This window comes from Rhodoferax sp. OV413 (assembly GCF_900104385.1).
GTDB lineage: Bacteria > Pseudomonadota > Gammaproteobacteria > Burkholderiales > Burkholderiaceae_C > Rhodoferax_B.
This window is the reverse complement of the sequence record NZ_FNJA01000007.1, coordinates 112146-126372: the sequence shown is the minus strand read 5'-3', so window position 1 is coordinate 126372 and position 14227 is coordinate 112146. Positions and strand designations below refer to the sequence as shown.

At 64.3% G+C, this 14227-nt stretch carries 13 protein-coding genes; 8 read left to right on the top strand and 5 right to left on the bottom strand.

Annotated features, from left to right (window positions below; all coding sequences use genetic code 11):
• Positions 1–15: 15 nt before the first annotated feature.
• Positions 16–684 carry a glutathione S-transferase gene (locus tag BLT66_RS21200; RefSeq protein WP_092760922.1) on the bottom strand — a complete coding sequence of 223 codons (669 nt, stop codon included), beginning with the start codon at positions 682–684 and terminating at the stop codon, positions 16–18.
• 108 nt (positions 685–792) lie between these two features.
• The gene (locus BLT66_RS21195; protein ID WP_092760920.1) at positions 793–1194 is read right to left on the bottom strand and encodes a hypothetical protein; all 402 of its coding nucleotides are present in this window, start codon (positions 1192–1194) and stop codon (positions 793–795) included.
• A 338-nt stretch (positions 1195–1532) separates the two neighbouring features.
• Here BLT66_RS21195 and BLT66_RS21190 point away from each other — a divergent pair, with 338 nt between their 5' ends.
• From BLT66_RS21190 to BLT66_RS21170, 5 genes are all read left to right on the top strand, one after another.
• A complete protein-coding gene (locus BLT66_RS21190; protein WP_092760918.1) occupies positions 1533–1988 on the top strand; it encodes a MarR family winged helix-turn-helix transcriptional regulator in 456 nt (151 codons plus the stop codon).
• On the top strand, positions 1985–3214 hold the full coding sequence (locus tag BLT66_RS21185) for an efflux RND transporter periplasmic adaptor subunit (RefSeq protein WP_176955127.1): 1230 nt from the start codon (positions 1985–1987) through the stop codon (positions 3212–3214). The genes BLT66_RS21190 and BLT66_RS21185 overlap by 4 nt, the downstream gene beginning before the upstream one ends.
• On the top strand, positions 3211–6294 hold the full coding sequence (locus BLT66_RS21180; protein ID WP_092760914.1) for an efflux RND transporter permease subunit: 3084 nt from the start codon (positions 3211–3213) through the stop codon (positions 6292–6294). The genes BLT66_RS21185 and BLT66_RS21180 overlap by 4 nt, the downstream gene beginning before the upstream one ends.
• Positions 6295–6355: 61 nt before the next feature.
• Complete coding sequence (locus BLT66_RS21175; RefSeq protein WP_092760912.1) at positions 6356–7342, top strand: aldo/keto reductase; 987 nt, start codon at positions 6356–6358, stop codon at positions 7340–7342.
• Between the two features lie 87 nt (positions 7343–7429).
• Positions 7430–8101 (top strand): methyl-accepting chemotaxis protein, encoded by a 672-nt coding sequence (locus tag BLT66_RS21170; protein WP_092760910.1) that lies wholly within the window; start codon positions 7430–7432, stop codon positions 8099–8101.
• A gap of 12 nt (positions 8102–8113) precedes the next feature.
• Here the strand turns inward: BLT66_RS21170 and BLT66_RS21165 are convergent, their stop codons facing one another.
• Positions 8114–9082 (bottom strand): Bug family tripartite tricarboxylate transporter substrate binding protein, encoded by a 969-nt coding sequence (locus BLT66_RS21165; protein ID WP_092760908.1) that lies wholly within the window; start codon positions 9080–9082, stop codon positions 8114–8116.
• 231 nt (positions 9083–9313) lie between these two features.
• On the opposite strand from BLT66_RS21165, the gene BLT66_RS21160 reads away from it, so the two are divergent.
• The 3 genes from BLT66_RS21160 (at position 9314) to BLT66_RS21150 (ending at position 12043) form a co-directional block, all read left to right on the top strand.
• Complete coding sequence (locus tag BLT66_RS21160) at positions 9314–10381, top strand: 3'-5' exonuclease (RefSeq protein WP_255407030.1); 1068 nt, start codon at positions 9314–9316, stop codon at positions 10379–10381.
• Between the two features lie 134 nt (positions 10382–10515).
• The gene (locus BLT66_RS21155) at positions 10516–11286 is read left to right on the top strand and encodes a 3-hydroxybutyrate dehydrogenase (RefSeq protein ID WP_092760906.1); all 771 of its coding nucleotides are present in this window, start codon (positions 10516–10518) and stop codon (positions 11284–11286) included.
• A 13-nt stretch (positions 11287–11299) separates the two neighbouring features.
• Positions 11300–12043: an acetoacetate decarboxylase gene (locus BLT66_RS21150; protein ID WP_092760904.1), complete on the top strand. Its 744-nt coding sequence runs from the start codon at positions 11300–11302 to the stop codon at positions 12041–12043.
• A gap of 47 nt (positions 12044–12090) precedes the next feature.
• Here the strand turns inward: BLT66_RS21150 and BLT66_RS21145 are convergent, their stop codons facing one another.
• Both BLT66_RS21145 and BLT66_RS21140 read right to left on the bottom strand, forming a co-directional pair.
• The gene (locus BLT66_RS21145) at positions 12091–13248 is read right to left on the bottom strand and encodes a pyridoxal phosphate-dependent aminotransferase (RefSeq protein WP_092760902.1); all 1158 of its coding nucleotides are present in this window, start codon (positions 13246–13248) and stop codon (positions 12091–12093) included.
• Between the two features lie 18 nt (positions 13249–13266).
• Complete coding sequence (locus BLT66_RS21140) at positions 13267–14208, bottom strand: CysB family HTH-type transcriptional regulator (RefSeq protein WP_092760900.1); 942 nt, start codon at positions 14206–14208, stop codon at positions 13267–13269.
• Positions 14209–14227 lie beyond the last annotated feature (19 nt).

Here is a 14227-nt window from a genome sequence, read left to right as displayed (position 1 = left end):
TAGTTTGACTGGGCGTCAGCCCAGTGTGAACGGCCCGCCCTTGGCCAGCGCCCGCTGGTAGGCGGGCCGTTCGTATATGCGGGCCAGGTAGGCCATCAGCTGGGGCCGGCTGACGTCCAGCCCGCCGCGCGCGGCCGCGGCTTCCAGGGGGAAGCTCATTTGGATGTCGGCGCCGCTGAATTCCTCGCCGGCAAACCACAGGCTTTTGCCCAGCTCGGCTTCCATGAAGTCCAGGTGGGTTGTGAGTTGCGGCAGGATGAAGCTTTGCTTGACCTTGCCGGAAATCGCCTTGGCAATCGGTTTGACGAAGAAGGGCATGGGCGTGTTCTCGATCTTGTCGAACACCAGCTTCAGCAGCAGCGGCGGCATGGCCGAGCCTTCGGCGTAGTGCAGCCAGTAGCGAAAGCGCAGCCGCTCGGGCGTGCCCAGGGCCGGGGCCAGGCGGCCGTTGCCGTAGTGTTCGATCACGGTTTCCACAATCGCGCCGGATTCGGCCAGCAGCACATCGCCATCGGTGACCACCGGCGATTTGCCCAGCGGGTGGATGGCGCGCAGGCTGGGCGGTGCCAGCATGGTCTGTGCGTCGCGCTGGTAGCGCACGATCTCGTAGGGCAGTTCCAGCTCTTCCAGCAGCCAGAGTACGCGTTGGGAGCGGGAATTGTTCAGATGGTGGACAGTCAGCATGGTTGGTAATTTGCTACAAATAATGCAGCATTATGCGCATGTTCAACAAGCGCCGGCGGCCTGTTTGGCTTAAATTTCTACGGCCGCCGGAGCTGCTGTTGCAGGCCATCAGGTCAGGTCTTCAATCACCAGCGTGCGGTACTTGCGGGCGCAAGAAAAGGGAACCGACCGCACCACCTCCATCACCGCTTCGGTGTCCTTGGCGTTGGGTGCGTGGACCATCAGCGCGCAATGGCCTTTGCTGGCCAGCTCGGCATACTGGCGTACGGTGGCGCCTTCTGTGCCTACCGAGGGCAGGGGGGTGTCGGCGGCGCCCAGGGTATGGACTAGCTGGCCCAGCACGGCCTCGGCCGGCAGCAGCATGGTGGGTTTGTCGTGCTTTTCGGTCGGCAGTCGCTTCACCACCTGCTGCGCATCCTCCAGGCTGGGGAACATGGCAAATACATAACCCGTGGGGTAGAACGCGCCACCCATGGTGAGCATGTGGCTCGTGAGTTCAAAGCTTTGCATGTCGACTCCTTGTTGTTATCGATGTCTCCTTGTATTACTGCGCGTGGCGCGCGTGTTGTCTGTGGGGATTGACCCTGTTTGGATGTAGGACTCGCTGCACTGCCGACCAGCGGTGGATCGTCCTTGAGAGGCCGTGGCAGCTGGAACTTGTTGGCTTTTTGCATATCTTTACCTCCCGTCGACTGTGCGGCAGCCTCCGCACCCCGAATCGGTACCTGCCTGGCCCTATGATTTCACTTAGCTGGGCTAAGCTTTAGCCCCAACAAGCCTTGGCGCGCCGATATCCGTATCTGCGCACACCCCACCCCTGACCGATCTGGACCTTCCGATTGACGCCCTTGACCGCCACCACGCCGCTCCAACAGCACGCTGCCATGGTGATGGACGTCGTTCCGGCGGCCATGGACGCGATTCGCCTGGCCATGCGGCGCGGCGCGTACGACCATTTGTCGGTACCGCAGTTCCGCTGCCTGAACTTTGTGGCCCAGAGGCCGGACTGTTCGATCAGTGAGATTGCGGCCTTCCTGGGCGTGACCATGCCGACCGCATCGGCCATGGCCGACCGGTTGGTGAAGGCAGGGCTGGTGCAGGCGCAGGCCGGAGCGTTTGACCGGCGGCGTTCGCAGCTGCAGGCGACGGCGGCGGGCCAGGCCCAGCTGGCGCAGATCCAGCAGCGCGCCCAGGCTGATCTGGAAACGGCGTTGGCCGTATGTACATCGCAGGAGCTGCAATCCCTGCAAGCAGGTTTGGCCCTATTGGGGCGCATTTTTCGATCCGACACACCACAACGATGAAAACCAACCCTTTATTTCTGAATCTTGCCTGCGGCGTGATCGCTCTTGGTCTGTGGGGCTGCTCCGGCAAATCCGATGTGGCAACGGCAACGGCAACGGCAACGCCGGCGGGGGCGGCCAGTGGCCCGGCAGCGCCGGCTTCTGCGGCCTCGCCGCCGGTCACGGTCAGCACCGTGCCGGCCCAGCAGCGTGACTTGGCGGTGGTGCTCAAGGCCACCGGCACGGTGACGCCGCTGACCAGCGTGGATGTAAAGGCCCAGGTCACCAGCGTGGTGGCCAAGGTGCATATCGAGGAAGGGCAGTTCGTCAAAGCCGGGCAGCTGATGTTCACGCTGGACGCGCGCACCGACGAGGCCAACGTGGCCAAGGCCCGGGCCCAGCTGGCCAAGGACACGGCCACCCTGGCCGACACCAAGCGCCAGCTGGAACGCAACCGCCAACTGCTGGCGCAGAACTTCATTTCCCAGGGCGCGGTAGACACGGCCCAGGCCAGCGTGGACGCCGCCGCCGCTACCGTGACGGCCGACCAGGCCGCCATCGACGCGGCCCGGGTGCCGCTGTCGTATTCGCGGATCACCGCGCCGAACGCTGGACGTGCGGGCCTGGTGCCGGTATCGGCTGGCAGCGCGGTGCAGGCCAATACCACCACCTTGGTGACCATCACCCAGCTCGACCCGATTGCCGTGGGTTTCAGCCTGCCGCAGCGCAACCTGACCGATGCCCTGGGCGCGCTCAAGGGCGGCGGCGCGGCGGTGACGGCCCAGCTGGCCGATGGCGGTGGCACGTTCAACGGCCGCCTGCAGTTTGTCGACAACCTGGTGGATGCCAGCTCGGGTTCGGTCAAGGCCAAGGCGGTGTTCGCCAACCCGGACGGCAAGCTCTGGCCGGGCGCGTTTGTCGAGGTGTCGCAAACCGTCAGCACCATCAAGGACGCGATCATCGTGCCGCAGGCGGCCATCATCCAGGGCGCGCGCGGCACCATCGTGTACGCGGTGGAAGACGGCAAGGCCAGCCCCCGGCCGATCAAGCTGCTTTACGCACAGGGCAATGACGCGGCGGTCTCCGGCGTGAAGGCCGGCGAGGCCATCATCCTGGACGGCAAACAGAACGTGCGCCCCGGCAGCCGCGTGGTGGAGCGCAAGAAAGAAAGCAAAGACGCCAAGGAACCGCATGACGCCGCGTCCAGTCCCGCCCGTAGCGATGCATCCAAGCCGGTGGCACCATGAACTTTTCTGAAATCTTCATCCGCCGTCCGGTGATGACGGTGCTGCTGAACCTGGCCATCGTGCTGGCCGGCGTCATCGGCTACCGCAGCATCCCGGTGGCGGCACTGCCCAGCTACGACACGCCGGTGATCAATGTGTCGGCATCCTTGCCCGGCGCGAACCCGGAAACCATGGCCAGCTCGGTGGCGCTGATCCTGGAGAAGCAGTTCCAGACCGTGCCGGGCCTGAAGACCATCAGCTCCACCAGCACCCTGGGCAGCACCTCGCTGACCTTGGAGTTCGTCGAAGGCCGCGACATCGACGCCGCCGCGGTGGACGTGCAGGCCGCCTTGCTGCGCGCCCAGCGCTCCTTGCCGCAGGACATGACGAATCCGCCGTCCTACCGCAAGGTGAACCCGGCCGATGCGCCGGTGCTGCTGGTGGCCATGACCTCGCCCTCGCTGGCGCCGGCCGATCTGCAGGACTTTGCCGAGCATCTGATCTCGCCCACTTTTTCCACCATTGACGGCGTGGCACAGGTCAACATCTTTGGCGCCAAGCGCTATGCAGTGCGGGTGCGGGTTAAGCCGCAAGAGCTGGCGGTGCGCAACATCGGACTGGACGAGCTGAGCAGCGCGCTCAAATCCGCCAACGTCAACACCCCGGTGGGCACGCTCGACGGCCCGCGCCAGACCCTGGTGCTGCAAGCCAACCGCCAGCTGCGCAACGCGGCCGACTTTGCCGACCTGATCGTCAGCAACAAAGGTGGCAACCCGGTGCGCCTGCGTGACGTGGCCAGCGTGGAAGACAGCCTGGAAACGCTGAAGAGCTTCGCCACCTTCAATGGCGAGAATTCCATCACCCTGGCCATCCAGCGCCAGCCCGGCGCCAACACCGTGCGCGTGGTGGACTCGATCCGCGCGGCCTTGCCAGCCTTGCAGGCGCAGATGCCGCAGTCGGTGCGCATGACGCCCATCAACGACCGCTCGCTGTCGGTGCGCGAGGCCTTGCACGATGTGTCGCTGACCCTGCTGGGCACCGTGGTGCTGGTGGTGCTGGTGATCTTCTTGTTCCTGCGCCGCTTTGTGGCCACGGTGATTCCGGCGCTGTCGCTGCCGGTGTCGCTGGTCGGCGCGGTGGCGCTGCTCTGGGGCCTGAACTACAGCCTGGACAACATCTCGCTGCTGGGCCTGACCCTGGCCGTAGGCCTGGTGGTGGACGACGCCATCGTGGTGCTGGAGGAAATCATCCGCCGCGTCGAACATGGCGAGCCGCCGTTCCAGGCGGCGCTGCGCGGCTCGCGGGCGGTGGGCTTCACGATTGTGTCCATGTCCACCTCGCTGATCGCGGTGTTCATCCCCATCTTCTTCATGCCCGGCGTGATCGGCTTGCTGTTTCACGAGTTTGCGGTGGTGGTGGGCTTGTCCATCGTGGTGTCGGCCTTTGTGTCGCTGACCCTGGTGCCGATGATGGCCAGTCGCTTCCTCAGCGATGAAGGCCACAAGAAGCCGCCGGGCAAGCTGGTGCATTCATTCGAGACGGGCTTCAACGCCTTGCTGGCCGGCTATACCCGCATGCTCGATCTGTCGCTGCGGCACCGCAACGTGGTGCTGGTGGTGGCCGCCGCCACCTTCGCGGCCACGGTGTGGCTGGTGATGGTGATCCCCAAGGGCTTCTTCCCGGAAGAAGACATAGGCCAGATCCAGGTCACCACCGAAGCCTCGGAAGACACCTCGTTCCCCGAAATGGTGCGCCTGCAAGAGGCCGCGGCCGCGTTGGTGCGCGCCGACCCGAATGTCGCCGCCGTCAGCTCGTTCAACGGTGGCGGCGGTGCGCAGAACACCGGCCGCATGTTCATCACCCTCAAGGCTGCCAACCAGCGGCAAAAGATGAAGGACGTGATGGAAGGCCTGCGCCGCAAGGTGCGCACCGTGGCCGGCATCAACCTGTTCATGCGGCCGGTGCAAAACCTGCAGCTGGGTGGCCGCCAGAGCAAGGCGCAGTACCAGTACATCCTGCAAAGCATCAAGGCCGACGAGCTCAATACCTGGGCCAGCAAGCTGCAGGAGCAGCTGCGCACCAACCCGCTGTTCCGCGATGTCACCAGCGACTCGCAGCTGCGCGGCCTGCAGGCGCAGCTGAAGATCGACCGCAACGCGGCCAACACGCTGGGCGTGTCGGTCGACTCCATCCGCACAGCGCTGTTCAGCGCCTTCGGCGAGCGCCAGGTGTCGACCATCTACCTGCCCACCGACAGCTACCAGGTGATCATGGAAGTCGCGCCCGAGGCCAAGCAGGACGAGCGTGCGCTGGGCGGCATCTATGTGCGCTCCAGCACCGGCGCGCTGGTGCCCTTGTCCAGCTTCACCACGGTGGAGCGCACGGTGGGCGCCACCTCGATCAACCACGTGGGGCAGTTGCAGGCGGTGACGGTGTCGTTCAACCTGGCGCCCGGCGCGGCGCTCGGCGACGCTACTGCCAAGATCGACGAGGCGCGCCAGGCCATAGGCTTGCCCGATTCCATCATCACCAGCTACGGCGGCGATGCGGCGGTGTTCCAGAGCTCGCAGGGTAGCCAGGCCATCCTGGTGATTGCCGCTTTGCTGGTGATCTATGTGCTGCTGGGCGTGCTGTACGAGAGCTACATCCACCCCATCACCATCCTGGCCGGTCTGCCGTCGGCAGCGGTAGGCGCTCTGGCCACGCTGATGCTGTTTGGCCAGGATCTGACCTTGATCGCCACCATCGGCATCGTGCTGCTGATCGGTATCGTCAAGAAAAACGCCATCATGATGATCGACTTTGCGCTGGAGGCGCAGCGCCACCAAGGCATGACGCCGCCGCAGGCGATTCGCGAGGCCTGCATTCTGCGCTTCAGGCCCATCATGATGACCACGCTGGCTGCACTGATGGGCGCACTGCCCATCGCCCTGGGCATTGGTGCCGGTGCCGAGCTGCGCCAGCCGCTGGGCCTGGCGGTGGTCGGCGGGCTGGTGTTCTCGCAGGCGATCACGCTGTTCATTACGCCGGTGATCTATCTGGCGTTGGAGCGCTTCAGCGGCAAGGGCCCGGTGCTGACGCCGGAAATTGCCGAGACCTGATTTACTATTAAATAGATAGCTGCTTGCGCTCATAGAATAAGCGCCAGAAGGACTTTTTATTATGAAAAATCGACAACTCGGCCCGTTCAGCGTTTCGGCCATCGGCCTGGGCTGCATGAACCTCAGCCACGCTTATGGCGCACCGGTGACGGCAGAGCAGGGCGAGTCCGTGCTGTTGCAGGCGCTGGACCGCGGCGTGACCCTGTTCGACACCGCCGCGCTGTACGGCTTTGGCGCCAACGAAGAGCTGGTCGGCAAGGTGCTGTCCAAGCACCGCCGCAAGTTCACCCTGGCCAGCAAATGCGGCATGACCGGCGTGGACGGCAAGCGCGTGATCGACGGCCGCCCGGCCACCCTCAAGCGCACCTGCGACGAGGCTTTGCAGCGCCTGCGCACCGACGTGATCGACCTGTACTACCTCCACCGCTGGGACAAGTCGGTGCCCATCGAGGACAGCGTGGGCGCTCTGTCCGACCTGGTGCGCCAGGGCAAGATCCAGACCATTGGCCTGTCTGAGGTGTCGGCCAGTACGCTGCGCAAAGCCCATGCGGTGCACCCCATCACCGCGCTGCAAACCGAATACTCGCTGTGGACGCGCAATCCTGAAATCGCCGTGCTGCAGGCCTGCAAGGAACTGGGCACGGCCTTTGTCGCCTTCAGCCCGGTAGCGCGCGGCTACCTGACCGGCACGCTGCGCGATGTGACCACGCTGGACGCCAAAGACGTGCGCCGCGGCATGCCGCGCTTCAGCCCCGACAACTATGCAGCCAACCTGCGCCTGCTGGACGGCCTGGGCGCCATCGCCCGCGATGCCGGCTGCAGTATGGCCCAGCTGGCCTTGGCCTGGCTGCTGCACCAGGGCGAGCACGTGATTCCCATCCCCGGCACTACCAGCCGCAGCCATCTGGATGAAGACCTGGAAGCCGTCGACGTAGCGCTGCCGGCCGAGATACTGGCCCGGCTGGATGCGCTGATGCAGCCGCGTGCCATCACCGCTGCGCGCTACAACGCCCAGTCGCAATCCGAGGTAGATACCGAAGAGTTCTGAAACCGCGGCCGGGTGGGTCGGCATGGCACAGGGTTTGCTGCATTGACGTGAGGGGAATTTCCCTTTAGCGAAATCAAGGAAGGCCCTATGCACTCAAGCACCCACTCCAGTTCCCGGTCTGTGGCAAGCACGCCGTCCGCCGCTGCAGGCATTTCCACCGTCAATCTCGCGGCCCGCCAGCGCATGCTGTCGCAGCGCATGATTCTGCAAACTGTGCTTGCCTCGCAAGGCGACAAAGACAAGCTGCAGGCCGCCCAGCGCTCGCTGGCCCTGTTTTCTGAGAGCCAGCAGACCTTGTTGCAGGTATCCAAGACCATGGACGCACCCAGCGCCCGCAAGGTGGATACGGTGTACCTGGGCGAGCAGGGCGTTGGCGCCACCATCCAGCTGTTCACCAAGATGGTGCGCACCGCACTGGATTACATCGCCCAGCGCGACAACCGCCAGGCCGCAGCCGTCGCCGAATTGGTCGAACACACCGACCAGGTGCTGGAAGCCCTGAACAAGGCCACCACGGTGTTCGACGAAATCAGCAAGACCAAGTCCGACAGCATGATGCGCGAGCTGACCGGCATCGTCAGCGACATCCAGAGCGTGGCCCGCGAAGCCAAGGTGGTGAGCTTCAACGCACTGGTGATCGCCGCCCGCGCCGGCCAGTTCGGCCGCGAGTTTGCAGTGGTGGCGAATGTGCTGACCGGCATCACCGGCCGCATCGACGGCCTGTCGCGCGAAGCCATCGTGTTGGCGGGCCGCAGCTAGGCCAGAGCAGGTTTATTCCTTGGGCGCGCCGGAGCTGCGCACGATGCCTTCGTAGCGCTTGATCTCGGCCAGCGCAAAGCGGTTGAACTCGTCGGCGCTGCCGCCGGCGACTTCGGCGCCCATCTCCTGCAACTTGTGGCGGATCTCGGGTTTTTGCAGTATCGCGTTGATCTCCTTGTTCAGCCGCGCCACCACCTCGGCGGGCGCGTTGGCCGGCAGCATCACCCCGTACCAGGCCGAGGCATTCATGGGGATGCCGGCTTCGGTGAACGTGGGCACGTTGGGCAGCACCGCCAGGCGCTTGGACGCCGCCACCGCCAGCGGCTTGAGTAGGCCGCCGCGGATGCTGCCCAGCGATCCGGTGTCCAGCATCATGTCGATATGGCCGGCCATCAGATCCTGGGCTGCCGGGCCGCTGCCCTTGTAGGCAATGTGCTGGATGTCGATACCGGCCGTGGTCTTGAATTGTGCGCCGGCCAGATGCTGCGAGCCGCCAATGCCGGCCGAGCCGTAGGTCAGTTTGCCGGGGGCGGCGCGGGCGGCATCCACCACGTCCTTCAGGTTGTTCCACGGCGACTTGGCGGGCACCACCATGATGTTGGGAATCGCGCACAGATGGACCACGGCGGTGAAGTCCTTCGCGGGGTCGAAGCCTTGCTTGGCATAGAGGTAGGGGCCGGCCGCATTGGTGGAGCTGGTGGCCAGCAGCAGGGTGTAGCCATCGGGCTTCTCGCGCGCCACCGCCAGCGTGCCGATATTGCCGCCGGCGCCGGCCTTGTTTTCCACCACCACCGGCACGCCCAGCGACTGCGACAGCGGCACGGCCAGAATCCGCGCTACCTGGTCGGTAGCGCCGCCGGCCGGCCAGGGCACGACGAAGCGAACCGGTTTGTCGGGGTAGCCTTGGGCGAGGGCAGAGCTGCTGGCCAGCAGGGCGCTTGCGGCCAAGCCTAGCCAGGTAATGCAGGTAGATTTTTTCATGTTGTCTCCGATGTAGTGATGGGCTGTGACCCGGCAGCCGGGCCGAACTGGCGCCATTCTGGTAGGGCTTACATCGGATGAAAAGCGATATTTAATGATGAAATAACATCGCCAAAAGTGATTGATTGAGGCATTGCCAAGGTCGCACCGATCTGCACCGACAATCGACGCTTCATTGGGAGATGGCATGAATACAGATTTGAAGCCGCGCACGGCTGGAGTGGCGCGCGCATGATGCAGCAACTGGGATTGGGATTTGACGACCTGCCGGAACCGCCCGCACCACCGGCCAAAGCGCCGCGCAAGACCGCCGCCAAAGTGAGCCCGCCGCCGGTGCCGCCCGTGGCCGAGCGGTTGCCAGAGCCAGCACCCGCGCCCGTAGTTGCACCAGTGCCCGCATTCGAGGCCCTGGCCCAGCAGCTCGAAGCCCACCCCGACTACCGCGTGCTGCGCCGCCTGGTGCCGCAGCTGCAGTTCGGCCCGGTACCGGCACAGGGCGTGGTGCGCCTGCTGGTGCTGGACACCGAAACCACCGGCCTGGAGCACAGCCGCGACAAGATCATCGAGCTGGCTTTGCTGCGCGTCGACGTGGACACTACCACCGGCCTGGCCTGCGGCGAGGTGCTGGTCTACGACGGACTGGAAGACCCGGGCCAGCCCATCCCCGACATCGCCCGCAAGATCACCGGCATCGACGACAGCATGGTGCAAGGCCAGCAGCTGGACCTGGCGCGCATCGCCGAGCTGCTGGATGGCGTGGATCTGGTGGTGGCGCACAACGCCGGCTTTGACCGGCCGTTTGTCGAAGCCCGCCTGCCCGCATTTGCCACCAAGGCCTGGGCCTGCTCGTTTGCCGATATCGACTGGAAGCAGCAAGGCCGTGAGTCGGCCAAGCTGTCGGCCCTGGCCTTGGAACTGGGCTGGTTCTACGACGCCCACCGTGCCGAGATGGACTGCCACGCCCTGCTGGCCGTGCTGCAGGCGCCGCTCCCTGAGTCTGGCATGACCGGCCTGGCCGCTTTGCTGGAAGCCGCCCGGGGCACGCGCTACCGGCTGCAGGCGACTGGCGCCCCGTTCGATGCCAAGGACTTGCTGAAGGACCGCGGCTACCGCTGGGACGCCGCTAACAAGGTGTGGCACACCCGGTTGGCCGACGAGGCCGCGCTGCAGGCCGAATGCGACTGGCTGGCGGACCAGGTCTACCGCGGCCGTGCAGCCCGCGTCCAGGTGGAGGCACTGGACGCCCAGGTGCGTTATTCCAGCCGGGCGGGCGTGGTGGGCTGGCGGCAACTGGGGTAGGTCCTTGAGCCGTTTTTAAGACCTGGCACGCCGCATGCGAAGTATTGCAAAGGCGGCGGGCGCCTACAGCCCGGCGCATGGCAAAAGACTATAGTTTCTTCACCTTACTTTCTCTCAACTACAGGACTTTTCTTATGCTGAACGGAAAAACTGCACTCGTCACCGGCTCTACCAGCGGTATTGGTTTGGGCATTGCGCTGGAACTCGCCAAGCAGGGCGCCAACATCATCCTGAATGGCTTTGGCGACCATGCCGGCCCCAAGGCCGAGGTCGAGGCGCTGGGTGTCAAGGTAGGGTATAGCGGCGCCGACATGAGCAAGCCCGCCGAGATCGCCACCATGATCGACTACGCGAATGCCGAGTTCGGCGGCGTGGACATTCTGGTCAACAACGCCGGCATCCAGTACGTGGCACCGATCGAAGAATTCCCCATTGAAAAGTGGGACTCAATCATCGCCATCAACCTCAGTGCTGCCTTCCACGCTACGCGCTTGGTGATCCCGGGCATGCGCGCCAAGAACTGGGGCCGCGTGATCAGCATCGCCTCGGCCCACGGCCTGGTCGGCTCGGCCCAAAAGGTCGCCTATGTGGCCGCCAAGCACGGCATCGTGGGCATGACCAAGGTAGTGGCGCTAGAAACCGCGACTACCGGCATTACCGTGAACGCCATCTGCCCCGGCTGGGTACTGACCCCACTGGTGCAAAAGCAGATCGACGACCGCTCGGCCAAGGAAGGTATCCCCGTGGCCCAGGCCACCAAAGAGCTGCTGCAAGAGAAAGAGCCCTCGCTGCAGTTCACTACGCCCGAGCAACTGGGCGGCCTGGCCGTGTTCTTCTGCTCGCCGGCGGCCGACAATGTGCGCGGCGTAGCCTGGGCCAACGACGGCGGCTGGACGGCACAGTAAACCCGGGGCCGCCATGGATATCGCCAAAGTGCGTGCAACGGCATTCGCCATGCCGTTGACCAACCCATCCTTTCCACGCCCGCCATACCGCTTCTACAACCGCGAATACATCGTCATCAGCTACCGCACCGACCCGGATGCCTTGCGCGCCGTGGTGCCGGAGCCGCTGCAGCTAGCCGACAACATCGTCAAGTACGAGTTCATCCGCATGCCGGACTCCACCGGCTTTGGTGACTACACCGAGTCCGGCCAGGTGATTCCGGTGACCTACGAGGGCCAGCCCGGCGGCTATGTGCATTCCATGTACCTGGACGACGACGCACCTATCGCTGGCGGCCGCGAGCTATGGGGTTTCCCCAAGAAGCTGGCCTGTCCCAAGATCAGCCACGAGGGCGAGGTGATCGTCGGCACGCTGGACTGCGGCAGCCTGCGCTGCGCGGTCGGCACCATGGGTTACAAGCACAAGGTGGCCGACAGCGCCGCGGTGCACAAGGCCCTGGTCGAGCCCAGCTACCTGCTGAAGATCATCCCCCACGTGGACGGCACGCCGCGCATTTTGGAGCTGGTGCGTTACCGGCTGGAGGACGTGCAGGTCAAAGGCGCCTGGACCGGCCCGGCCGCGCTGGAGTTGTTCCAGCATGTGACGGTGGACGTGGCCAAACTGCCGGTGCTGGAGGTGATTTCAGCCTCGCACTTCATCGCCGACCTGACCCTGGGCATGGGTGAGGTGGTGTACGACTACTTAGAAGCCAAATAGGCCGCTGGCGCAGGTACTACCTGCGCTGGCAGCTATGCTTTTGATAGTTAAAGCTTGGCCAGACGGGCCAGCGCTGCCTGCAGCGTTTCATCCTTCTTGGCGAAGCAGAAGCGCACCACGCGCTGGTCAAAACCGTTGCCGTAGAAGGCCGACAGCGGAATGGCGGCCACGCCGATTTCCTTGGTCAGCCACTGGCAGAAGTCGGACTCGCTGAGGTCGCTGACTTCCGAAATATCCACGCACTGGAAGTAGCTGCCTTCGCTAGGCAGCAGCTTGAATTTGGTCTGCTGCAAACCTTCTCTAAACAGATCGCGTTTGCGCTGGTAGAACGCCGGCAGCTCCAGGTAGGGCTTGGGGTCGGCCAGGTACTTGGCCAGGCCGTGCTGCACCGGCGTGTTGACGGTGAACACATTGAACTGGTGTACCTTGCGGAACTCGGCCATCAGCGGCGCGGGCGCGACCACGGTGCCGACCTTCCAGCCGGTTACATGGAAGGTTTTGCCGAAGCTGCTGACGATGAAGGCGCGTGCCGCGAGGCCGGGGTAGCGGGCTGCGCTTTCATGCTGACGGCCATCGAACACCATGTGTTCGTACACCTCGTCGCTGATCAGCAGCACCTCGGTGGGCGCGAGCAGCTCTTGCAGCTGCAGCATGTCCTCGCGCGACCAGATGGTGGCGCTGGGGTTGTGCGGCGAGTTGATGAGGATGGCGCGGGTCTTGGGCGTGATGGCCGCTGCGATCTTGTCGAAGTCGGGGCGGAAGGTATGCGGCGTCAGCGGTACGCGCACCACGGTGCCGCCGGCCAGCTCGATGTTGGGCACATAGCTGTCGTAGCAGGGCTCCAGCACGATGACTTCGTCACCCGGCCGCACCACGGCCAGGATGGCGGTGATGATGCCTTGCGTGGCGCCGGCCGTAATGGTTATTTCGCTGTTGGCGCTGTATTCACGTGCGTGGAGTGCTTTTATTTTTGTAGCAACTGCTTCGCGCAACGCCGGAATGCCGGGCATGGGCGGGTACTGGTTCAGCCCCTGCTGCATGGCGTCGGTGACGGCCTGCACCAGTGCTGGGTCGCAGTTGAAATCTGGAAAGCCCTGGCCCAGGTTGACCGCGTTGTGTTCGGTGGCCAGGGCCGACATCACGGTGAAGATGGTGGTGCCAACGGCGGGGAGTTTGGTCTCGATGTGGGGGGTACGAGGGGTCATTTCAAAGCTCACTGTCTGTTAAAGCTCGTAATCGTTGACGTGGCCAGTCATGGCTTGGGCGACCAGGTTGCGGTCCAGACGGTCGCTCAGCAGCTCGGCAAATTTGAAGACGAAATTGCGCAGATAGGCGCTGCGCTTGAAGGCCACGCGGGCAACGTTGACGCCGAACAAAATGCCGCCGGGGCGCACCACCAGGTCGGAGTTCACGTCGTCGCGCACCGCCATTTCGGCCACGATGCCGATGCCCAGGCCGAGACGCACATAGGTCTTGATCACGTCCGAGTCGATGGCTTCCAGCGCGATGCGGGGAACCAGCTTGCGGGAGGCAAAAGCCTGGTCGATCTTGGTCCGCCCGGTGAACGACGGGTGGTAGGTAATTATTGGCTCTTGCGCAATATCCTCCAGCGTGAGGCGCTCTTTTTTTGCTAGCGGATGGTTGGCCGGGAAGACGATCACGTGCTGCCATTCGTAGCAGGGTAGGGTGACCAGTTCGGTGTAGTTGGACAGCGATTCGGTGGCAATGCCGATCTCGGCCACTTCGTCGATCAGCATGCGGGCGACCTGATCGGGCGCGCCCTGGTGCAGGCTGACGTTGACTTTGGGGTAGGCCTCGCGCAGCTTGGCCACCGGCACTGGCAGCACATAGCGCGCCTGGGTGTGGGTGGTGGCGATCGACAAGGTGCCGCTGTCTTGCGCACTGAACTGTTCGCCGATGCGCTTGAGGTTGCCGACCTCCCGCATGATGACTTCAATGCTGCGCAGCACGTGCTGGCCGGGCTCGGTGATGCGCTTCAGGCGCTTGCCGTGGCGGGCGAAAATCTCTACGCCCAGTTCTTCTTCCAGCTCGATGATGGCTTTGGACACTCCGGGCTGCGAGGTGTGCAAGGCCTTGGCGGCTTCGGTAAGGTTCAGGTTGCGCCGGGCGGCTTCCTGGACAAAGCGGAACTGGTGTAGGTTCATATCGAATTTCAGCGTATTG